The following is a 24,034-nucleotide window of genomic DNA, read 5'->3' as shown; positions in this document are numbered from 1 at the left end:
AGGTTTCAATATTTCGCCGTGAATTTCGCTGTTGCAGGGATGATTCATGTCAGTGAATCCTACCGGTATAACAGGATTTTTCATAGGGTATAACGAAAAAAAAACTGCCACAGTATGTGCGGCAGTTCTTTTTATTTGAATCTCAAAAATTATTTCACCACCATGAATTTAAATACTCTGGTGCTGCCGGCTGATGTTACTTTTAAATAATAAGAGCCCGGTGTGATGTCGCCGAGGTCTATCATCTGATTATGCAGCATGTTGTATTGAGCGTTGAAAATACATTTTCCCGGAAGGTCAAACACTTTTACTGTGTAGCCGTTCAATTCTTCATTAGCTGCGCTTAATGCAAACCGACCGCTGTTCGGGTTGGGTGTCATCAGCACGGACAGGTCGCTTGCCGCGGAAGTTTGAATTGAAGTTGAACTTTGATTAAAATGAAGAATAAAGCGGTTCGTCTGATCCGACGGTGTGGCGCTGAACTGATATTCGGGAACAGCAATAAGGTCGGTGATAATTCCCGTTTTTACATCCTCAAGCCATATTCCCGTCTGTGCCGAAAGCGACTCAAATTCCGAAGCAGTGATGGTAAATGTTCCTGAGGCTGAAGGTTTGAAATACACCGGCACATCGGGATTGTTCTGCACATCAGGCAAACTGTTTATTGCATACTGTGTAGCTGCATCGCCGATAGTCTGCGACCAAAGCTGATTCATGTTTTCTTCAGGAATTTTCAAAGCGTCCAAATCGCCGTCAAAACCGGTCGTCGCAGAATTGTTTATGCGGACAATGATTTCATCTTTGAACCCGTTGCTGCCAAGTGTCAGGCGTACATAGTCCTGTTCCGAAGCTGTTTTCATAAAGGGTGCATTGCTGTGTACACGTACGTTGTTGTTCATGCCCAAGGTTCCACCGGGTGATGTGTTACAGATAATAAAAAATCCCTGTTCCGGTGCAATATATCGTGAGCCGCCGTTGGTGCCGAGTCCGCCGATATACGTGGCGTACTGTGCGTAAGTTGTGTTGTAAATATAAATTGCGTTGTTGATATTCGTTTTAGTCCAGCCCGTTGAAGCATCCCAGTCAATAGAACTCGGATAAGGATTTCCGACAAGATTCCAGCCTCTTTTAGAAACGACCTGAGTGGTGTTGCGCGTAAGACTTTTCGTCAGATTGCCCGTGTTCAGTGAGCCGGTGAATGTATATGTTTTACTGATGCCTGACTTGATGGCGTATCCTTCCAGCAAAGCGAATGCTGTTGAGGGACTGATAATATTAACCCACGAATAATTGGATTCTGTCCATTTTTTTACATACTGACCGTTAAACACAGATGCCAGAGCTGCCGTTACAGGTTTTGAAACATAGTGCCAGTCGTTCGCTTTCAGATAACGCTCTGCTTTTGCTGTGCCGGCTCCGGTAATTGTTCCATTATCAATAAATGAAGCTGTTCCTGTAACATCTGATTTCAATACCAGACACTGTGCCGCTCCAAGAGACGTTGTCCCTTTTGCTGTAAGCGTTCCAAGAGGTGAAATAGTTACAACACCACCACTCATTATTGTAATGTCATTGCAATTGGCTGACGTGGAAATTGTAGGCTGATACTGCGTACCACCCGGTATGATAATATCGGAAGTTGTGCCCGGTACTGCGTTATTCGACCAGTTGCCGGCAGTGTTCCAGCTGGTGCTCACTGTTCCAGTCCAGAATATTCCGCAGCCGGGTGATGTAATAAAACTCCATCCGCTGTTATTGCCAAGATTATTACTGTTGGCACCGGCATAGAAACTCGCGCCACCTATGGCTTTACAGTCTGAAAGATTAATATAATCAAGCATTACACATGAACCGCCTTTTGAGAAGGTGCACTGGCTTCCTGGTGTTGTTGATTTGATGTCAATAAACTGAGCACCATTGCCGGTAGCATTCAGGCTTCCATTGAATACCTGCGTACGGCCCGATTCAAAGGTGTAAGATTTTCCGGGAGCCATATTGAAGGCAGTATTCGTGATTAACTCACCGTAAACAATCAGATTGCCGCTGCAGCTTATCGTATTGAACGGACAGGGAACATTAGGATAGGTCTGTCCGTTATTTCCGTTGAAGATATAAGTAGTATTGTTAGGTTCAAGAAATTCCACATTGTAGAATTGCATTGTACCACCTGTGTTGAACCACTGCAGCCAGTTGTAGGCTCCTGCCATAAACGAAAGGGTAGAAGTGCCTGCATCAAATGTAAATCCCTGTCCGCTTGCCTGCCAGGTATATTGGCATTGGAACAGTGAATTGCCTAAGATGAGCGAGCGCGGGAAGTTGCTTATGGAATTATAAAAATTACAGGTCACCGTTTTGCCGTTGGTATTCCAGGTCCCTTTATTATGCGTGATGGTTACATTACTTGTGAACGCATCCTGCAATGTCCATCCTCCTGTACCATTAAAAAATATGGGCGTCTGATATAAAAGATGTCCTGCTGTTGTAATTGTATTGCCTGTGGTGGAAGCATCAAAATTCAATCGGCCGTCAAATGAATATGTCATTGAAGGGCTGAATTTCAGTGAACCGTAAATGTGAAGATTGTTCAGGTAATCACTTGAATTGAACGTTGGCATGTTCACGCCGGTCCAGTCCATATTGCGGCATGAAGCTTCGCTGGTGTCAATGGTCATGGTTGTTCCCGATGTAAGCCCCGAAGCGGCATTAAAGAAAACATTTACCGTTGGCGTCGGAATACAGCCTGCAGGTGTGCCGCCGCTCGTGGCTGACCAGTGATTCGGGTCTTTCCAGTTGCCTGAACCGCCCACCCAGTAGAGATTAGTGGCAGTGGCAGTGTTTATGGTCCATCCTGAAACATTTCCAAAGTTCATAGAATTGTTTGCAATAAAGGTCGCGCCGCCTGTTGCTTTGTTATCACTGAGGCCTAAGTAATTTGCTGTAAGCGTACCGGAAGCTCTGGAAATAAAGGCGCTCCAGCCGGGAGTACTTGCTTTCAGAATGGCAGTGTATCCGCAATTAGCCTGAGTAACAACAGTGCCGTTGAGGGTAAGCACGCGTCCGCTTTCAATTTGATAAACCTTACCGGCTATCAGCGTCAGCGTACCGTTTATTACGTTATCGCCCCAGATGATTCCATTGTCGGCAAAAGTGATTTTATTGAAAATGCACTGTGTCCCTGAGTAGTTCTGAATATTTCCGGTCATGCCGACGGTCGGGAAATCTACATTGTAAAACTGCAGGTTATTTCCCGAAACGCCTGAATAAATATATCCTCCATTGGGCAAAGAAATCAGGGAAGTTCCCGGATTGATGCTGAGTCCTGTTCCTCCAAAGCCCATCCCATTCATTGATGTGAACACCGAACTTCCTAAGATGAGGTTGCGGCTGCCCGAATTCCAGGAACCGAAGTAACTCACATTTACTATTTGGTTATTGGTATTAAAAGTTCCTAAATCATGATAAACCTGATTGGATGAATTGAACGCATCCTGTAATATCCATTCGCCTCCGTTGCCTGCAAAGTAAATGACTCCCGCGAAGGTGTGACCGGCAGAAGTTATTGTTTTACCTGTTGTGGTGGCAGTAAATGTAATGTTACCCGTATAATCAAACGTCATAGCCGAAATGAGTTTCAGCGAACCGGCAACTATCAAATGCAGGTTGGGGGCATTATCCATAAAATGAGGAGTATCTGTAGCGCCTGTCCAGTCCATATCGCGGCAGGCCGCTGAATCAATGTCAACAAAAACATTTGCATTGCCGGGTGTGAATCCTGAGTTTGCATCAAAACGAACATTGGTATAACGACCGGGTACGCAAACGGAAACCGGTGTGCCGCCGCTTGTCAGCGACCAGTGGTTCAGGTCGCTCCAGTTTCCGCTTCCTCCAACCCAGTAGTAATTTACAACCGGAGTTGCGTTTATCGTCCATCCTGTAACGTTGCTGCCGGCCACTGAATTGTTTGCTATGAATGTTGCACCGCCGGTGGCCGTATTCTCATTCAGGAGAACATTATCGATGGTAAGCGTGCCGGTGGTTCTTTTGAATATTGCCGGTGCTGCGGGCCATACAGTTGTTATCACGGCTTTCTGCGAACAGTTTCCGTTCACCGTTACCGTACCGTTTAATGTTGTTGTCTTACCGGGTTCAAATGAATAAATCATTCCGCCTGCAAGGCTCAGATTGCCGTTGATGGTATTTTTTCCCCAGAAGTTCGAACTTCCCGCAAGGGTTATATTATTAAAGGTGGTTGAAGAGCTTGTATCATAATTAATAATAGTGAACGTACCCGATGTTGAATTTGAAATTATGTTGTAGAATTGTGCTGTCGGATTTACGCCAACGGTATAGAATGAACCGCCACCAAGGTTTGTGAAATTGATGGTGGAAGTGCCCGTATTCAGCGTAAGATTGGTATAATCAACCATGAACTGATAGTTGGGATTAATAGTAGAATTGCCTAAATTCAGAGTGCGTGGAGTAATAGAATTTGAAGAAAATCCACTGCATGTGACTGTTTGCCCGTTAGTATTCAGGGTTCCGGCAGTATGATTGAATGAGGCACTGGTGTTGAGTGCATCGAGAAGTGTCCAGCCACCGCCAATTCCTGAAAAGGTGACATATTGTGGGAATGTCACCCCGGCGCTGGTTACGGTGTGCCCCGTTGTCGTTGCTTCAAAATTTAAATAATTGTTTACGCTGTAGGTCATGTTGGGTATAAACGTAAGTGAACCGTAAATCCTGAACCAATAACCGTAGTAACTGCCGCCAGTAAGTATCGGGTTATTCGCAGCGCCTGTCCAGTCCATATCATGACAGAAAATATTTGCTGACGGGACTGTAACAGTACGATTCGATGGTGTGAAGCCTGATGCTGCATTGAAATGTACATTGGTATTCGGTCCCGGAATACAGACTCCAGCAGCTCCACCACTTGTCAGTGACCAGTGATTCGGGTCGCTCCAGCTTCCGCTACCGCTGATCCAGTATAAATCGGTAATAACGGGTGTTGTGAAGTTCCAACCCGTGACACCTGTTGATTGAAGCGAATTGTTTGCAGTGAAGATTGCACCTCCGGTGGCAGCATTATCGGTCAGACTTACATCACTTACTGTCAGCGTTCCGCTTGATTTATAGAAGATGTTCGCTGTGCCCGGGCTGTTCGACTGAATAGTGGCCATAAGCCCGCAGCCCGAGGTCACGGCAAGGTTTCCGACAAATATTGTTTTCTTACCGGCCTCAAATTGATAGGTCTTTCCGCCGGCGAGCGTCATGGTGCCTTCAACAACATTTTTACCGTAGATATACGCATTGTTGGTGAAATATACATCATGGAATATCAGGGAGTCCATGGAACCGTAATTGAAATTTGGAGTAACATTTGTATTATTGAAACGCACATCGTACAAACGGAAACCCGGATTCACATTATAAATCTGAAGACTCTGATAGGCATTCGGATAATTATTGGAATAAATAAATTTAGATGTGCCTGCATTCATGGTCAGGCTGCTGCCATCCATAGAAATGCTCCAGTGGACTGTTATCGTTGAGCTTCCTAAATTGATGGTTCTTGGGTTTTGTCCTGAACTTTGAAACGATTCGCAGGTAATATTTTTATTGTTACTGTTGAATGTGCCCCCGTATAAGACAACGCTTCTGACAGACGTCAGGTTATCGAGCAAGGTCCAATCACCGCCGTTTCCGTTAAAATAAACATCACAGGGCATGGTAACACCGGCTGTTTTTACAGTCTTGCCGGTTGTGGTTGATGTAAATGTAATTGAACCGTTGAACGTCAAACTTAAAGTGGGTATTAGTGTGAGTGAACCACTAAGATAAAAATACGAGTAGCCGCCGGTGAGAACAGGAGATGCAGTAGCTCCCGTCCAGTCCATATTTTTCAGATAATAATAACCTGAGTTAATTGTTACTGTGCGGTTACCTGCCGTAAATCCGGAGTTTGCATCAAAATACACATTGTTTTCCGAGCCGGGAATGCAGGTGCCTGCCGGTCCACCGCTGCTTGCTGACCAATGCGCAGCATCAGACCAGTTGCCTGCACCACCAATCCAGTAATAATCAACCGCTGCAGGTGCCGTAAAATTCCATCCTGTAACGATACCGCTGCCCGTTGAATTGGTCGCATTGAACGTAGCGCCGCCGGTGGCTGCTATATCTATAACCTCAAGCATATCTCCATTGAATGTGCCGGTAGCTCTGCTGAAAGTGGCTGCCGTACCTGTTGATGCGCCTTTAATGGTTGCAGGATGTCCGCAACTGCCCGAAACACTAATGGTGCCGTTCATCACGGTTGTTCTGTTTGATTCAAAAGTGTAAATGTTTCCGCCAACAAGACTGAGTGTACCGTTAATCGTGTTGTTTCCATAAATGCTTGCCGGACCCGCAAATGAAACATTATACATCTGTATGTTTGAAGCAGGCGCTGTTCCCCAGTTATAGAAACCAATGTTTTGGTTTGTAAGAATATTAAGCGATGAAGTTCCGCCATTGAGCGTGAGATTGGTACTGTAGAACTGCATGCTGTAGTTAATGTTGAGTGTTGAATTGGAAAGGTTCAGTGTGCGGTAGTTCAACGTATTTGAATAGAAATTGTTGACTGTTATTGTCTTTCCGTTTGTATTGAGAGTGCCATAATCGAAATTGATGTCATACTGTGCCGTAAAGTCATCGAGCAGGGTGTAGGCACCGCTTCCGCTGAAATATACCGTGTAGAAGTAAGAACCGGCGCATGTAATGGTGTTGCCTGCCGACGGTCCCTGGAAATAAACATAGCCGGGGAAATTATTAAACATGGTCGGGTCAAACGTGAGTGAACCGAAAATCCTCAGGTTCGTGTAATTGCCGCCCAGCATCGGATTCTGAAGAACGCCCGTCCAGTCCATATCACGGCAATAGGCATCATTCACATCAAGTGTTACGGTTTCGTTGGGTGAAAAGAATGAATTTGCATCAAAATGCACGTTGGTGTTTGGACCCGGAATGCAGGATGTGTTCAGCCCGCCGCTCGATGTTGACCAGTGTGTGGTATCGCTCCAGCTACCCGCGCCGTTTATCCAGTAAAGATCGTTTACGGCTGCGGCATTGAATGTCCAGCCGCTGTTTCCGCTGCCATCAATAGAATTATTCGCAATAAAAGTACCGCCGCCTGTTGTCTGAATATCTCTGATAAAAACATGGTCGGCAGTGAGTGTGCCGGTTGTTCTTCTGAAATAGGCGGGTGAACCCGGACCCTGAGTTTGAATGTTCGCCACCTGCCCGCAATTCGCGCTGGTAATAATATTTCCATTTAAGGTTGTGGTTGTGTTGGGCGAAAACTGAATAATACCGCCGGCTGAAAGCCGAAGTGTGCCGTTAACAGTATTGTCGCCATATATCATGGCGTGCTGTGCAAACGTGATATTATTGAAGATGGCTCGGGTGCCCGAATAATTTGTAATGTTGCCGGTGTTGTTTGTATTGCCCGTGAATTCAAGATTGTAGAAGATCATGGGTGTTGAAACCGAATCCAGGTTCAGGTAACCGTCGGCAGGAAATGAAAGAGTGGAAGTGCCTGCATCAAAAGTGAGGCTGTCGAAATTCATCCACATGGTGGTGTTGCAATAAAAATGTGAACTTCCGAGTATTAACGAGCGGGTATTGGCGCTGTCGCAGAAGAAATCGTAGCAGCTAAGGTCTTTTCCATTCGTATTCAGCGTGCCGTGGTCAAGGCGTATGGTGCTGTTAGAATATAATGCATCCTGAATCGTCCATCCGCCGCCAATACCGCTGAAACTTATAGGATATGAAAAAGTCGCACCTGCCGTGGTAATGGTCTTTCCGGGGCTTGTGCCTCTGAAAAAGATATAGCCGTAATGCGAAAAACTCATGGTTGGTATGAGCTTCAGTGAGCCGTATATCTGCAAATTACCGGAACCGGTAATGTTCGGGTACTCCTGTGCACCGGTCCAGTCCATGTCTTTACAAAAAACATCTGCCGGGTCAACGTTCACGGTATTACTTCCGGGTGCAAATCCTGAATTCGCATCAAAATATACATTGTCGGTATAGGTTGGAAGGCTGCTGCCTGCAGGTCCGCCGCTGCTCAGCGACCAATGCGAGGTCTGGCTCCAGTTTCCCGAACCGCCTATCCAATAATAATTAGTTGCCTGCAATGCAATGCTGCCAAACAGAAATATCAGCAAAAAGGCTATTAATGCAATAGCTTTTGTAGGATAATGGGTAATGACGTTTTTCACCGCGTGCTTTGTACGTGTTTCCATCGATTGTTTTTGTTTGTTAATGGCACAGTATTCAGTGCCGGTTATTAAGGGCACAAAGATATAAAAGATTGTTGAATGATAGCGAATTACAGGGGTTGAGGATATTAAAATGTCATTAACTCAAGACCTGAAATACATATGTGATGCTGATGTTCTGTGCGAACCTCATTCGTACACTTTTTTAATTAAAATTTGTGATGACCGGAATACAAAAAATGAATGATTTTTTGTAACTTTATTGGCACTCAGGCAGTAAAACATATAATAATGTATCACCGCAATCGCAATTTGGCAAAATGCCGGGTTGTTTTGTGGTGTGCTGTAATCTGATAAACGACGATGAAACGTCTGTTACTCCCGGTAATTTTATTGCTGCTGGCTGCCTATAGAGGGTTGGCCGGTCCGGGAACAGTTTTCATTGAAGGAAAAATCGAACATTTCAAGAACCGTGAAGTCTCTCTGGGCTATTACAAAGACTTTTTGTATTACAAAAAAGTAACGGTAGTGGTGGTTAAAGCCGACAGGGACGGATACTTTCAATTACACGCCAAATGGCCCAAAGCGTGGCCTGCGTATTTGTTTTTTAACGGAAAGCCACTTTCTGTTTTTTTAAGTCCGGGCGATAGTATCTATATTGACGGAAATGCGAAAAAAATATTAAAATCAGCTGTGTTCGAAGGAAAAGGAGCGAAGGAAAATAATCTGTTATGTGAGTACCTGCGCGATTATCTGAAGGATGAAGCTGACTTCAGAAAGAAAATGCAAAAATATGAGGAGCGTGATTTCTTTGCCCGTAACAAGGAAATTCAGAAAAACGCGATGACATTTATTGATAAAGGTTTCAGCGAGGCTGACAATCCCAAATTTTATCAGTACATACGTGCCATGGCGGTTTATCAATCGTATAGCAATATCCTGCTGTATTATAAGAACAACAGCAAGGTACAGATTGATACAGCCACAATCGACGGGTTGATTGAAGAAGATGATATCAATAATCCCGATGCGCTTACATCAAGCGTGTATATTGACTTCCTTCAGTATTACAGCGATTACCTGGTTGAATATAAAAAAACGGATAACACCGAAATAGAAAATTACTGGGACTACCGTTATCGTGTTTTGAAAAGCAGATTTAGCGGACAGGTCAGAGATTTACTGCTGGCAAAAGTGTTGCGGAAAGCATTTCAGTACACGCATCGCGTAACAGCGAGAATACTTTTTTACGATTATCAGAACGTGTATATAGACAAAGAATATTTCCTCGCCATTAAAAACGATTTTGTGAAACAATGAAAGTCGTGAGTCGAGAGTCGAGAGTCAAGAGTCGTGAGTCTAGAGTCGTGAGTCGAGAGTCGAAAGTTCATAAAGTTATAATGGAGGCGACTGACTATTGTCTATTGTCTGTTGTCTGTATCAAGGAAGAAAGGCATCTATGCCCGGATAATCATATTTCTCAGTAGCTTCCTCTTTGTTCATCACATAATATAACATGTGCGATTCAGCACACAGAATGCCTTCGCCGTTTTTCAGGGTAACGTGGATAAATGCCATTTTATGCCGCACTTCTTTAAGCGTTGCGCACAGAAATACAGGACCACCGTCGACGTACACCGGCTTAATATAGCGTGTTTCCATTTTTGAAGTTACGCCTGACGTATTCAGCCTGATGTTTACCAGCCATGCCCCGATTTCATCCATCAGTGTTGCCTGAATCCCGCCGTGCAGCACGTTGTTGTATCCCTGCATAAAGCTTTTAGGTTCCCATACGCTGGTTACCACTTCACCGTCGGTTTCGAACTGCATACGCAGCCCGTTTTCGTTACCGGGTGCGCATCCGAAACAATTGTAATCTTTAACGTGTGTGTATGGATTTCTGATTTTTGCCATGGTCAGGATGTTATTTAAACACGTTTTTGTGAAGTCGCGTAATTCATTTTTCTCCTCTGCTTGCGACGAAATTCTGCCTGCTGCCTGCAGGCAATCCCTGCAAAGTTAATTGAAAAGAGTTTCCTTGCTTTAGTTGAATTGTATTAATTTTGAGACGACACAATTATTCGTTTCCTTATGCTCTGGCAATCATACATCAAAGGCTTCCGGGCGTTTCTGCAACTTGAGAAATCCCTTTCGGGAAATTCTGTGGAAGCCTATTTGCATGATGTGCAGAAATTGACGCAGTATCTGGAATTTATTGGCGAGAACATTCAACCTGAAAAGGTGTTGCCGCGTCAACTGCAGGATTTTCTGATGTGGGTGAACGAACTGGGAATGGGCGCACGCACTCAGGCTCGTGTTATCTCCGGTATTAAGGCATTCTATAAGTACCTGCTTCTTGAGAATATCATCTCATCCAATCCGGCTGAGTTGCTTGAAGCTCCCAGAATAGGGCGTAAGCTGCCCGACGTGCTGAGCCTTCCGGAGATTGATGCACTTATTGGTGCCATCGATTTGAGTCAGCCGCAAGGCCATCGCAACCGGGCTATTATTGAAACGCTTTATGGATGCGGTTTGCGTGTATCAGAATTGGTGAATTTAAAAATCTCCGGTTTGTATTTTGATTCCGGATACATCCGAATCATCGGCAAAGGAAATAAAGAACGCATTGTTCCGGTGGGTAATGTTGCCCGTAAACAGATTGAATTTTACATGCAGCATATGCGTGTTCATCTGGACATTAAAAAGGGAAATGAAGATTATGTGTTTCTGAACCGCAGAGGCAGTAAGCTCACCCGTGAAATGATCTTCACCATAATAAAAGGTCTTGCCGAGGCGATTGGATTAAAGAAAACAATCAGTCCGCATACTTTCAGACACAGTTTTGCAACACATCTTATTGAGGGTGGTGCCGATCTGCGTGCCGTTCAGGATATGCTTGGACATGAATCCATTACTACCACGGAGATTTATACCCATCTCGACCGCGAATACCTGCGCGAAACAATTATTCAGTACCACCCTAGAGCCTGAAAACAGTAAATAGTAGTTAGTATTTAGTAGTCAGTACAAAAAATATCTTCATAGACGCATTGGCGGGCAGCGTTTTTTTGTACTAAATACTTGCTACTTAATACTTACTACTATTTCTTAGAGTCCGCTGGCAAGTACGTCGGCGATGTGAATGGTTTTGATGGGAAGTTTGTGTTTTTTGATATAGGCTTCCAGATGCATCAGGCAGGATGCTTCCGTAGAGATGATGTATTCTGCACCGGAATCAATGGCATTTTTCACTTTCTGCTCGGCCATAGCCGTTGAAATGGATTCAAACTTCACAGCAAACGTGCCGCCAAATCCGCAACACACATCATTGTCTTCCATTTCGATAATCTGCAAACCCTTCACGTTGTTGAGCAACATGCGCGGTTCTTCTTTAATGCCGTATTCGCGTAAAGCGGCACAGGCATCATGGTAAGTTACTTTTGCCTCAAAGGTGGCGCCCAGATTGGTAACGTTCAGTACGTTCACCAGAAAATCGGAAAATTCAAATATATTTTTCTGTATCGTTTTGAATTCGTTGTGCAGCGAAGTGTTGTTGAATAATTCGGGATAATAGTTGCGCACCATACCCACACAGGATGCCGACGGTCCCACAATATAGCGGTTGTTCGAGAAGTCGTGTATAAATTTTTCGCCCATGCATTTGGTGGCGTCCCAGAAACCGCTGTTAAAAGCCATCTGACCGCAGCAAGTCTGTTCAGGGTTATAGTGTACGCCCACGTCAACTTTCTCAAATATTTTGAGCATACTGCTTCCTATCTGCGGATACACTTGATCAATAAAGCACGGGATGAAAAGGTCAACTATCATTTTCGTTATTCCTAATTAGTCAGAACAAAAGTATAAAAATAATCTTTTGTTGTACTTTTACGTCATTAATATGTGCAAATGAGATATTTTATCCGAATGGCATTTAACGGGGCTGCCTATCATGGCTGGCAGGCGCAGGATAATGCAGCCACTGTGCAGCAGGCTGTTGAAGGTGCGTTATCCATGCTTTTTCGCAATCACCTGCCTGTTGTCGGTGCCGGACGAACCGATACCGGTGTTCACGCAAAGGAATATTTCGCACATGTTGAGATTGAAAATGAATTGAGCCCTGCCGAACTTCAAAAAATAACATTCAAGCTGAACGGCATACTGCCCGATGATATTGTCATTTACGAGGTCTATGCGGTAGCTCCCGATATGCATGCACGCTTCAGTGCGTTGAGCCGCACCTATAAATATTATATTTCTCCTGAGCGCAACCCGTTTGCACGCGAATATTCATGGTTTTATCCCGGACGGCTGGATATTGAACGTATGAACAAAGGCGCTGCTTTGCTGATGGAATGCACCGATTTTACAAGCTTTGCGAAAGTGCATTCAGATACAAAGACAAATAACTGCGCTATTGCTGAAGCCGGATGGCAGTACGAAGACGGCATGCTCGTTTTTACGATTACTGCCGACCGTTTTCTGCGGAATATGGTTCGTGCCATTGTGGGTACGCTTGTTGAATTGGGCGCCGGAAAAATAAATCTGAATGACCTTCAAAAAATTGTTGAAAGCAAGAACCGTTCTGAAGCCGGATATTCGGTGCCTGCACAAGCACTTTTCCTGGAGCGTGTTGAATATCCCTCAGAGTTAAAGAATTTTAAATGATAAATGCTGAATTTTAAATTAATTGTTCGCTCAATACTTGATTTCAATTTAAAATTTAACATTTAAAATTAATCATTTACAATTCACGCTTTTCACGTATTTTTCTATAACACCAATCTTTTCGGCTGTTTCGGCACCTTTAAATCCGGCAATGTCGCTGTATTTAACCTTATTCAGGTATTGTTTCATGCAGTTGGATGCCAGCGGCAGGTACGACCAGTGCCACTTTTCTTCTTCATAACCGTCGGGGCGGGAAGTGCCTTTGGCAGTGTAGGGCTGGCAGAATCCGTAATCGGAAGCATTCTTACTCAGCCATTCGTACACTTTCTTTCCGTTGGCCGATTCAAAATATTTCGGGTCCATGCTGTTCAGGTCCATATCTGTACCCCAGTGATGGCGTGATGTTCCGGGCATGGAGCTGTATTTTAATATTTTCAGCGCCCGTTCCACGGGATCTTTGATGGTACTTGCCAGATTTTTATTTTCAACGAGCCGGCTGCCGTTCCATTTGGCTTCCCATATGCCTTTTTGATAAGCGAAATTTCGTGTGGCCGAAACAATGAATATTTTAACTCCGTCTTTCTGTGCGGCGTAGAACATTCTGATAAAGGCAAGGTAAGCTTCTTTTTTCAGGTACATCTGATCGCTGTTGGCGTATTCGTTGTCTGTACGGATAAAAGTCGTGTCTTTGGCAGGATCGAATTGCCCGACGAGGTAGGCAACGCTCAGCGAACTGTCAGCAATCATGGCAGTTTTCTTCTGCGCAACTTTTGAACTGTCGGCTGCTACAGGCGCTGCATTATCTTTTTCAGGACGATTTTTTACAAAGCGTAATACGAATGAATATGCTACCAGCACAAAAATGGTAACTGCCATATAAATCCCGGTGCCTTTGAATATTTTCATATGAGTTGTTGTCACCATTGTTGCTGAATAAATTCTTGGGTTTGTTTAATAATGCCTGCTGCGTCGAGTCCGTATTTCGCCATCAGCTCAACAGGTTTGCCCGATTCGCCGAATACATCATGCATGCCGATAAACCGCATGGGCACGGGGCAATGTTGAACAATGACTTCTGCCACGGCAGAGCCGAGCCCGCCAATAACCTGATGTTCCTCTACGGTCATTATCCTGCCTGTTTCTTTGGCTGCCTTGATTATTATTTCGGTGTCAATGGGTTTTATGGTATGCATGTTTATTACCCGTGCGCCGATGCCGATTTGTTTCAGCGAATATGCTGCCTGCAGCGCTTCCCAAACCATATGTCCGGTGGCAATAATGCTCAGGTCATTCCCTTCATGAAGCAGTTGACCTTTTCCCATCTCGAAAGGCGTATCACCGGCAGTAAAATCGGGCACGCCTTCTCTTCCGAAACGTATATACACCGGACCGTTCATTTCATTCACGGCAGCGATGGTCATTATTTTGGCCTGTGTAGCATCGCAGGGCGAAAAGATGGTCATATTGGGCAAAGGCCGCATGATGGCAATATCTTCGAGCGCCTGGTGGGTGGCGCCATCGGGACCAACCGAAATACCTGCGTGCGCACCGCCAATGATAACATGAAGATTATTATAGCACACGGAAACACGTATCTGGTCAGTAGTACGTAATGCCGCAAAAACACCGTAGGTGCTGAAAACAGGAATCTTGCCGCTTAACGCCATACCGGCTGCAACGCCCATGCAGTTTTGTTCGGCAATGCCTAATGAGAAAAATCGTTCAGGAAATTTCTTTGCAAAAAGATCCATTCCAACAGAAGCGGTAATATCGGCACCCAGCCCAACAACGTTTTGGTTCAGTGCACCGGCGGCTTCAACACCTTCGCCAAAGCCGGTCTTGGTGGGCTTATTTCCTCTATTTGTAAATTGATTCATGGCTTTTTGTGTGGTACAACACAAAAGTAATGAAAATGTGCTGTTCAAAAGCAAAAAGGCGAAGCACGCAGCTTCGCCTTTTATCCGAACTATAAAATTGAACCACTTACAATCCTAAAATTTAATCGACAATGTCATGGTTGTTGCAACGTTATGATTGCCCTGCTTTGCCGGTTTCCATTTGTTCTTCATTAATAATATTACCCGCACCGCTTCTTCGTCGCAGCCAAAACCAATACCCCGCAGTACTGTCACATTGGATATTTCTCCGCTTGCTTCAACGACAAACTGCAGATAAACCGTACCACTGATGCCGGCTGCTACTGCTGACTGCGGCTTCACAATATTTGCCAGTAAGAATTTTTTCATGGCGCTTTCGCCTCCTTTATAACTGGCGGCTGTTTCTACAATGGCATATGCAACGCTGTCCTGTTCTACCACTGCTTCATCAACTTCATAATTTGCAGAAGGTGCCGCCATTTTTTCACAACTCTTTCCGTTTGCTGCTCCATAACCGGTGGTTGCGGTGCCGCCAACGGCATAATCAGAAACACCCTCGGGCAGTGGCAGCGGCTGTTTTACGGTGGTTTGCCTTCCGCCGACATTGCGTACTATGGAGTCGATGGCAACAAAAGACGTGTAATTGGTGAGCAGATTGTACTTCAATCCAAGTCCGGTGATTTCTTCCTTTAGTTTATCATCAGCTCCTGCATTATTGAAGTCGTCGAGCATACGTATCTTCTGACGCACCCACAGATATTTCAGTGCACTGTTTTTCTTTTCCGGTTTAACATCGCCTACATTATAAGTATAGGTAAATTTTTCGCTGCCGCATTTTCCGGTGAGTTTAATCGTGCCTTTGGCTCCGTTCTTCCATTTCCCGAAAATAATAACCGGCCGTTCTGCAAGTACATCAGGAACGTTTGCAGGTTCCATATCATAGGCATCGAAACCCTCGTAGGTAACTTTAATATCGGTCAGAACAGGTGTCTGAATGTAGTTCCTGAATTTCTCTGCCTGCTTATCTGCCTCGCCTGCATCGGTAACAATAAATGGTTCGCCCATACCTGCATTGGCAATTCCCTCTATCAGGAAACGGTTCACGGAAGTGCCTATACCGAATGCAAAGAAGTTGGCTTTGCCCAGATTGTCGCGTATCAGCTGAAACGATTCTTTTTCTACATCCACATAGCCGTCGGTGGCAATCACAAACGTGCGGGAAAAGCCATTTTGTTTTTCTATAGTCAGCGCTTTTTTAAGTGCAGGCAATAATTCGGTACCACCGCCTCCTTGCTGATTGTCTATCATATTCAACGCCTTTTTAAGATTTTCGGGCGTTGCAAATACCGACTGATCGGCGAAAGTGCTTGAGCCACCCGCAAACAGCAGTACGTTGAATTTATCTGTGGCGCGCAGTTTTCCGATAAGATTTGTCAGCAGCTTTTTAGAAACATCAATAGGGTAACCATACATAGAACCTGAAACGTCCATTACAAATATGTATTCTCTCGGTGCAATCTGGTCTTCGGTTGGTCGTGCGGGTGGTTGTATCATGGTGAGAAAAAAGTTTTCTTCGCCCTCATTTCCCTGATACAGCAGCAGTCCTGACTCTAATTTATTTTCAGCCAGACGATACTGAATAATTACATCACGGTTGCCTTCAAACTTGCCGGTTGACGGGAGTATCAGGTGGGCTATGTTTGTTCCTTCGTAATTGATATTCAGGTTATGCGACGGGCAGCGGATATCGCGTATCGGCATTCCTGCATCGAGTGTTACATCAAAATCGAAAGCGTACAATGGTTTTTCGCCTTCATGCTGATAAGGATTCGATACCCATTGATCGTTGGCACTGGCGGTGGCCTCCGGCTTGTTTGAATAGCGCGGACCTACCACAGTAGGATAGTCAAATTCATATACGCCGCCTTCGGGAATCAGCAGTTCGGTATAGTGCAGTTCCACACGAATGGTATCGCCGGGCATGATGTTCGCCACATTCATCTGGAATACATTGGGGCGTTGCTGCTCCAGCAGGCTGGCACTTTTGCCCTGTTGTTTGGCTGTTTCATAATCCTGACGTGCCTGTTGTTTCTCTTTTATTTTCGCGATAAGCAGGCGGTCGCCAACGGTCATCGTCATTCCATAAACGGCAGCACGCGTTGAGGCCGGAAACACGTAAATGGCTTCAATGGGTTTGCTGCCTGCATTCATGTATACCTGTGTAACGGTAACATCGGCAATAACACCCGCAATATTTACTTTGGCAGAAGTGGACTTGAGTGGAAGCTGATCGGTTTCGGCATTTTCACTGTTTACATAAAAGTAGGGCGACAGTGTTTTGTCATCATCCTTGTCTTTTACCAGCAGCGGATCGTTCAGTACGAACTGTGCTTTTTTACTGTCGGGAAGGTTGCGCGAAATGATGGTGAAGGGAACTACCATCAGTATAGCAATGATGAAGAGCAGTGCCACACTTTCTTTTAAGAACTTTGGTGTTTTCATGACGTTGGTTTTTATGGTTAATCCTATTTGTTTTTTGGAAAAGTGGCTTATAGATGAAATCATTTCTCAAATTCCATAAACAGGGAAATGATTTTCAGTGAAAGTATATTTAATGTATGCTGAGAAACAGGCAAATCAGTTAACGGCAGGGTTTGCACAGTTAACAGTTAATAAGTAATAGGTAACAGGTAATAGGTAACAGGTAATAGGGAACAGGTGATCATCCCTGAATAGCGTTGACCGATTTTATCAGATAATGCTTTGTTGAAGCTATCTCTGCCGGCGCGCGTTTGTAACGCGTGCCACAGTAGACTGTTGTTGGCTGGATAAATGTGTCTACACGAAAAAATCACAAATTGGCGATTATAAACGCTTTGGTTTATTAACGGAAAAACAAAAGTTTGAGTATCTTTGGTTATTACTGCGTGGGCACGCGTTACAAACGCGCGCCAGCCGGGAGCGGTCTGCCAAAATCAACGAAAATGCTCACGACAGTGTCATCTCCGAGGTAGTTGTGAGTGTTTACCCCAATCCTGCGGCAGATGAATTGACCATTGAAGTACAAGGTGCACCGGCGGGAATGGAAATGACCATCGAGTTTTACAATCTTACAGGGACATTGGTACAAGAATGTGCTTTCGAAAACAGTGTTTTCAATAAGATTTCTATTAAAAAATTGCCCCAGAGTATTTATCTTTACAAAATAATGAATATTTCAGGAATACTTAAATCAGACCGGATAGTAATAATCAGGGGAAAATGAGACGTATTAGGAAAATGAGCTGTTACAGTGCTGCATTGTCTCTGTGTTTTTTATTATGGGGGCAGATCGGTATTGGGCAGAATATAGTAAATAATTCTGGGTTTGAATTGTACTCGACCTGCCCTGACGAAAATAATAGTATATACTTTGCAGTGCCTTGGTTCGAACCACAATGTGGTAGCAGCGAGTATTATCATAAGTGTAGTTTAACCCCGGAAACTATTTACGAGTTTTCAGTTCAACAGCCTAGAACTGGAGATGGCATGGCCGGAATATGGTGCGAAATTAATTATCCCTGGCCATGGATATATCCTTCGTTTATTGAAACTGAATTGCAACAACCTTTAGTCGCAGGAAAATGTTACTATGCTGAATTCTATGTGAATTTACATAATGCTTCTCATAGAGCGACCGACGCTCTAGGAATGTTTTTTTCTGATTCTGCAATTAGTAGTTTTACCGATACCATTTTTGGCTTCGACACCTTGCATTGTGTTCTTCATTTGCCCAGACCCCCTCAAGTCAGAAATCCAGTAGGCAATATTATTACGGATACAGTTGGCTGGACGAAGATAAGCGGTACTTTCAAGGCCGCAGGAGGTGAACGCTTTCTGCTGATCGGAAATTTATGGCGTAAGGAAGAATGCAATTACCAAATCATGGTAGGAACTTCAGAAATGTTGTGCGGTTATTTCATCGACGATGTTCTTGTCATGGAATGCCCTGATACTGTTGCACCGCCGGATACGACCGCGAGCGGTGGAATAATGATATACCCAAGCCCCGCTGTGGAGTGGATAAATGTTAAAGTGCTGGGCATTGATGCTGGCACTGGTTTAACTTTAGAAATATATGATATGATGGGGCAATTGATAAAGAAAAACTCTTTCAATCTGGTATCAGGAGTTAATACTTTTTATCTGGATTATCTTGTCTCCGGCGTTTACGAATTCCGCCTAAGAAAGGGAAAAGAAATTCTTAAAACCCAAAAGGTACTTGTTGTTCTACCATGAGCCATAAAGAACATGTTATAAAGACGCGCCTGATGTCTTGATCACCTTCCGCCAAAATAATTTGACCACCATATAATAATAGTACTGAACATACTTGGGTGGTCAATGTAAAACGGCGCAGATTGGCCAAATGTTGCGCGAGTCCATTTAAGCCAAATAAACGAAGTACAGCTCAGCATTCACTGAATATCGTCAGATGACTGTTCGTCGCTAATTGGGAATTCTGGAGAATCAAGGAAATTATAGATAAGGTGTATCTGCCAACTAAGTAATCTTTTGCCCTTAATATGCATTAAAGCTTTAGAAATTGGTTTTAACCAGATTGTTAAAGTGTTGCGATTGACACCATACTCTATTGCGATTTCCTTAAATGTTCTAACTTTCGCAGGCATATTGATGTTCGTAGTAAATAATTGATGAACTAAAAAACAAATTTCCGACCAAGCTCGCGATAAATTTCTTTTGGATTTAGCTTTTCAACTGTGCAAAATTCTCTTACCGTAAGTTTTTTTTTGTTATGACATAGAGTATTGCGGATAGCTTTATGCCTTCTCCAACATGAATTATAACAGTTGCTCCCAGTCAGAATCATCAGATCCTTCACAGAAAGAAAAATATCACTGTTCATTTCTCAAAAGTTTCAGTTCACTAGCAAAATTAACTCAGTAATGAATAAAAGAAATGGCTCGTATGAAAAATGATTAATTTCATCTTCGGTTTACTTTTAATTACCATTGTGATATTTGATTAAAGTTTTATACAAGGGAAAACAATAGATGTTGTACTATAGTTGTACCCAGAAGTATAAAAATATTTTTTCAATATTGAGATACTGCCACTTAACAAAATATTATAGCTTATAGGTAACAGGTAATAGGGAACAGGTGATCATCCCTGAATAGCGTTGACCGATTTTATCAGATAATGCTTTGTTGAAGCTATCTCTGCCGGCGCGCGTTTGTAACGCGTGCCACAGTAGACTGTTGTTGGCTGGATAAATGTGTCTACACGAAAAAATCACAAATTGGCGATTATAAACGCTTTGGTTTATTAACGGAAAAACAAAAGTTTGAGTATCTTTGGTTATTACTGCGTGGGCACGCGTTACAAACGCGCGCCAGCCGGGAGCGGTCTGCCAAAATCAACGAAAATGCTCACGACAGTGTCATCTCCGAGGTAGTTGTGAGTGTTTACCCCAATCCTGCGGCAGATGAATTGACCATTGAAATACAAGGTACGCCGACGGGTAAGGAAATGACAATAGAATTCTTTAATCTTACTGGGACATTGGTAGAAGAAGCTACTTTTACAAACAGTGTTTATAATAAAATTTCAATTGACAAATTACCCCAGAGTATTTATCTTTACAAAATAAAGAATGCTTCAGGTATACTAAAATCAGACAGGATAGTAATTATCAGGGGAAAATGAGCCGTATCATAAAAATGAATTGTTGCTTTGTTGCTTTATCCCTGTGTTATTTATTATGGGGGCAGAGCAGCATTGGGCAGAATTTAGTAAATAACCCCGGGTTTGAATTGTACTCTACCTGCCCTGATGAAAGTGTAAGTATATACTTTGCAGTACCATGGTTCGAACCGCAATCATGTGCTAGTAGTGCGTTTTTTCATCGGTGCAGTACAACGTTACATAATCTTTACGAATTTTCAGTTCAACAGCCGAGAACCGGTGATGGTATGGCTGGTGTCTGGTGCGAAATTAATTATCCATGGCCTTGGTATTATCCTTCACATATTGAAACCGTATTAAAACAACCCTTAGTTGCCGGTAGATGCTACTATGCAGAGTGCTATGTGAATTTGCATAATGTCTCTCATAGGGCAACCGACGCTTTAGGAATGTTTTTTTCTGATACAGCGTTTATTAATTTCGGTGATACAATTTTTGGATTTGACACATTGCATTGTGTTCTTCATTTGCCCAAACCCGCTCAAGTCAGAAATCCAGTAGGCAATATTATTACAGATACAGCGGGCTGGACGAAGATAAGCGGCACTTTCACAGCAACCGGGGGTGAACGGTTTCTGTTAATTGGCAATTTATGGCGTAAAGAGGAATGCAATTACCAAATCATGCCAGGAACCGCACCTGAACTGTTGTGCTATTATTTCATCGACGATGTCCTCGTAATGGAATGTCCCGATACCATTGCGCCACTGGATACAACCGCGAGCGGTGGAATAATGATATACCCAAGCCCCGCTGTGGAGTGGATAAATGTTAAAGTGCTGGGCATTGATGCTGGCACTGGTTTAACTTTAGAAATATATGATATGATGGGGCAATTGATAAAGAAAAACTCTTTCAATCTGGTATCAGGAGTTAATACTTTTTATCTGGATTATCTTGGCTCCGGCGTTTACGAATGCCGCCTGAGAAAGGGAAAAGAAATTCTTAAAACCCAAAAGGTCCTAATCATGTTGAAATAATCAGCCGGCGCGCGTTTATCCCTCATTTTGTCCCAATCTGGAACGTGTTTTTCCTGTTTTAGAATAAATCCGGTGTGTATTTTCGCTTTAAGAGGTTTATATTTAATGACATAACAAAATGGCATAAAAAATGCCTTTAAGTTATACCGCACTGGCTAACAGACCAGGGCGGCATCATCCAAATCAATATAAACCATAAAAAATTAAAACTATGAACAATTCAGCTTTTACTTCAGCAAATTTCTCACAACAGGACATGTCAGACTCACTGCAGGCTATACAGACCCTTTCGGGTAAGCTAACCTTTGTAATCAGCATGACCGCGGCTCAGCGAAGAAAATGCCTGAAGCTGGGCGATAAAACCATTAGCTTTGCAGATAAAACGCTCAATTATGCGTCAAGCAACAGCGATTTGGTTCCGTCTTACCTCGACATGAACCAGTTTAACAAAGTCTATCAGCTTTCGAAGTATCTTCATGAATTATTGCGCGAGCTTAAACCGCTTGTGCAGGATATAGAAGACACCGCCATGCAGGCGGGGGTGGAAACCCTGTCGTCGTCCATGGTGTTTTATACCGCGGTGAAGGTTGCTGCAAAGCAGGGTGTCCCGGCTGCCAAAGCCATCTATGAAGACCTGCAAAAACGCTTCCCGGGTGCCGGTTCGGTTCCCAAAACACCCGCCCCGGAGCAGTAACATCTCCGTTGAGCATTTCACGCAATACCCCTTAAAAGTGTCCAAAACCACCCTCATTATATCGGCAAACTGCTGATTAGAATATCAGAGTATCCTCACAACTATATCGGAGAGTGTTCACAGGTATATCAGAGTATGTTATCAACTATATCCGAGAGTGTTCATTAGTATATCGGAGTATGTTGTTAACTATCTCCGGGAGTGTTCACAGGTATATCGGGAAGGTGTTGTTAACTATCTCCGGGAGTGTTCACAGGTATATCAGAGTATGTTGTTAACTATCTCGGGGAGTGTTCACAGGTATATCAGAGTATGTTGTTAACTATATCCGGGAGTGTTCACAGGTATATCGGAGTATGTAATTTAGAATTTTCAAATTACACCCGGCCTCTGCCGGCGAGCATTTGCAAGGCTTACCGGTTGGTTGGCCTGTTGTGATTATTATTGAAGGACGCCGGTTAAAAACAGTATAATGAGTTATTTCGTTACAAACGAAAAGAAGTTGAGGCACGCGTTACAAACGCGCGCCAGCCGGGATAATGAAGTATATATTGAAACTTCCGGGTTAGCTGCCGGAGCACAACTTCACATTGAATTCTATGATATTTTAGGTAAAAAAGTAATGCAGGAGGCGTTTGAAAACAGCATTACAAACATAATATCGCTTGCTTCTATGCCTCAGGGTTTGTATCTTTACAAGATATATGATTTGCAGGGCGTTCTTGTTACCGACCACCTTATAATAATTAGAGAATAATGATAATACGAGTTTTAATATTCCCATTGGTTTTCGTTCTGCTCTCATGCCGGATTGGTGTGGGGCAGAGCGGGAATCTTGTGAATAATCCCGGGTTTGAGTATCATACAATTTGCCCGGATAATTGCTGTCAAATTGATTATGCAGCTCCGTGGTTTCAACCGTTATATGTTGCCAGCAGTGATTTTTATGATACTTGTGGGCATTCTCCAGTATTGAATTCCATATTTGCCGCCCAAATGCCAAGGACAGGGGAGGGTGTGGCCGGAATATATTTTTACCCTATGTGGCGTGAATATATTGAAACAGAGCTTAAAATACCATTACAAAACGATAAATGCTACTATGCCGAGTGTTATGTAAATTTAAATAATTATAGTTATTGGGCAACTGATGCACTTGGAATGTATTTTTCAGATACTGTAATTGTTAATCTGGGAGATGCAATAAACTATCCTGTTCCATTATATTATCAGCCTCAAATTCGCAATCCACTCGGTAATATTATTGATGATACAGTGGGATGGACTAAAATAAGCGGCACTTTTACCGCACATGGCGGTGAAAAGTACTTACTAATTGGCAATTTTTGGAAAATAGAGGATTGTAATGCACATACTTTTTCTGGAAATAATTTCGAAGTAGATGCCTATTACTTTATCGATGATGTCCTTGTTATGGAATGTCCCGATACCATTGCGCCACTGGAGGTGCATAATACCGTTTTCATCCCCAATGTATTCTCTCCAAATAAGGATGGGCAAAATGATGATTTCAAAATATACGGTGAGAATATTACACAACTAAACTTTGCTGTGTATAACCGTTGGGGCAGTGAAGTGTTCCGCACTGAGGAATTAAACACCGGCTGGGATGGGCGTTACAAAAACAAAGACTGCAGCGCAGGGGTTTACTTTTATTTGGCGGAGGTCACTTTTGCCGATGGCAGCAGCGTGGTGAAGAAGGGGAATGTTACGTTGATTCGGTAATTATTTTTAAGTCAATTCAATCTCCAGTATGGCCGGAGAATCATATGACGATGGGAAAATATTAAT

Annotated in this window: 15 protein-coding genes; 9 read left to right on the top strand and 6 right to left on the bottom strand. The window is 43.5% G+C overall.

Going from position 1 to position 24,034, the window contains the following annotated elements:
• Positions 1-149: 149 nt before the first annotated feature.
• Entirely contained in the window at positions 150-8,282 is an 8,133-nt protein-coding gene (locus WCM76_11650) for a T9SS type A sorting domain-containing protein (protein ID MEI6766288.1), read from the bottom strand.
• A gap of 339 nt (positions 8,283-8,621) precedes the next feature.
• Here WCM76_11650 and WCM76_11645 point away from each other — a divergent pair, with 339 nt between their 5' ends.
• Positions 8,622-9,578, top strand: coding sequence for a hypothetical protein (locus WCM76_11645; protein MEI6766287.1), 957 nt, complete (start codon positions 8,622-8,624; stop codon positions 9,576-9,578).
• A gap of 120 nt (positions 9,579-9,698) precedes the next feature.
• On the opposite strand, the gene WCM76_11640 is transcribed toward WCM76_11645, so the two are convergent.
• Complete coding sequence (locus tag WCM76_11640) at positions 9,699-10,172, bottom strand: PaaI family thioesterase (protein MEI6766286.1); 474 nt, start codon at positions 10,170-10,172, stop codon at positions 9,699-9,701.
• Between the two features lie 177 nt (positions 10,173-10,349).
• Between WCM76_11640 and xerD the strand changes: the two genes are divergently transcribed.
• Positions 10,350-11,249, top strand: coding sequence for a site-specific tyrosine recombinase XerD (gene xerD / locus WCM76_11635; protein ID MEI6766285.1), 900 nt, complete (start codon positions 10,350-10,352; stop codon positions 11,247-11,249).
• 117 nt (positions 11,250-11,366) lie between these two features.
• Here xerD and WCM76_11630 read toward each other — a convergent pair whose 3' ends face one another.
• Positions 11,367-12,086, bottom strand: coding sequence for a (Fe-S)-binding protein (locus WCM76_11630; protein MEI6766284.1), 720 nt, complete (start codon positions 12,084-12,086; stop codon positions 11,367-11,369).
• Between the two features lie 78 nt (positions 12,087-12,164).
• Here WCM76_11630 and truA point away from each other — a divergent pair, with 78 nt between their 5' ends.
• Complete coding sequence (gene truA / locus WCM76_11625; GenBank protein ID MEI6766283.1) at positions 12,165-12,923, top strand: tRNA pseudouridine(38-40) synthase TruA; 759 nt, start codon at positions 12,165-12,167, stop codon at positions 12,921-12,923.
• Positions 12,924-12,995: 72 nt separating this feature from the next.
• Here the strand turns inward: truA and WCM76_11620 are convergent, their stop codons facing one another.
• The 3 genes from WCM76_11620 to WCM76_11610 all read right to left on the bottom strand — a co-directional run bounded on the left by WCM76_11620 (position 12,996) and on the right by WCM76_11610 (position 17,302).
• A complete protein-coding gene (locus WCM76_11620) occupies positions 12,996-13,829 on the bottom strand; it encodes a M15 family metallopeptidase (GenBank protein MEI6766282.1) in 834 nt (277 codons plus the stop codon).
• A gap of 11 nt (positions 13,830-13,840) precedes the next feature.
• Positions 13,841-14,800, bottom strand: coding sequence for a transketolase family protein (locus tag WCM76_11615; protein ID MEI6766281.1), 960 nt, complete (start codon positions 14,798-14,800; stop codon positions 13,841-13,843).
• Between the two features lie 114 nt (positions 14,801-14,914).
• On the bottom strand, positions 14,915-17,302 hold the full coding sequence (locus WCM76_11610; GenBank protein MEI6766280.1) for a TonB family protein: 2,388 nt from the start codon (positions 17,300-17,302) through the stop codon (positions 14,915-14,917).
• A 514-nt stretch (positions 17,303-17,816) separates the two neighbouring features.
• On the opposite strand from WCM76_11610, the gene WCM76_11605 reads away from it, so the two are divergent.
• From WCM76_11605 to WCM76_11580, 6 genes are all read left to right on the top strand, one after another.
• Entirely contained in the window at positions 17,817-18,065 is a 249-nt protein-coding gene (locus WCM76_11605) for a T9SS type A sorting domain-containing protein (GenBank protein ID MEI6766279.1), read from the top strand.
• Positions 18,062-19,078, top strand: coding sequence for a T9SS type A sorting domain-containing protein (locus WCM76_11600; GenBank protein ID MEI6766278.1), 1,017 nt, complete (start codon positions 18,062-18,064; stop codon positions 19,076-19,078). The genes WCM76_11605 and WCM76_11600 overlap by 4 nt, the downstream gene beginning before the upstream one ends.
• A 1,427-nt stretch (positions 19,079-20,505) precedes the next feature.
• Positions 20,506-21,528 (top strand): T9SS type A sorting domain-containing protein, encoded by a 1,023-nt coding sequence (locus WCM76_11595; GenBank protein MEI6766277.1) that lies wholly within the window; start codon positions 20,506-20,508, stop codon positions 21,526-21,528.
• A gap of 211 nt (positions 21,529-21,739) precedes the next feature.
• Positions 21,740-22,222, top strand: coding sequence for a hypothetical protein (locus WCM76_11590; protein ID MEI6766276.1), 483 nt, complete (start codon positions 21,740-21,742; stop codon positions 22,220-22,222).
• 472 nt (positions 22,223-22,694) lie between these two features.
• Positions 22,695-22,979, top strand: coding sequence for a T9SS type A sorting domain-containing protein (locus WCM76_11585; protein MEI6766275.1), 285 nt, complete (start codon positions 22,695-22,697; stop codon positions 22,977-22,979).
• A gap of 239 nt (positions 22,980-23,218) precedes the next feature.
• The gene (locus WCM76_11580) at positions 23,219-23,968 is read left to right on the top strand and encodes a gliding motility-associated C-terminal domain-containing protein (GenBank protein ID MEI6766274.1); all 750 of its coding nucleotides are present in this window, start codon (positions 23,219-23,221) and stop codon (positions 23,966-23,968) included.
• Positions 23,969-24,034: the final 66 nt, after the last annotated feature.

This window comes from Bacteroidota bacterium (genome assembly GCA_037133915.1).
In the GTDB taxonomy this organism is placed as follows: Bacteria; Bacteroidota; Bacteroidia; order Bacteroidales; family CAIWKO01; genus JBAXND01.
The sequence above is the reverse complement of the archived record's forward strand: the minus strand, read 5'-3'. Positions and strand labels throughout refer to the sequence as shown.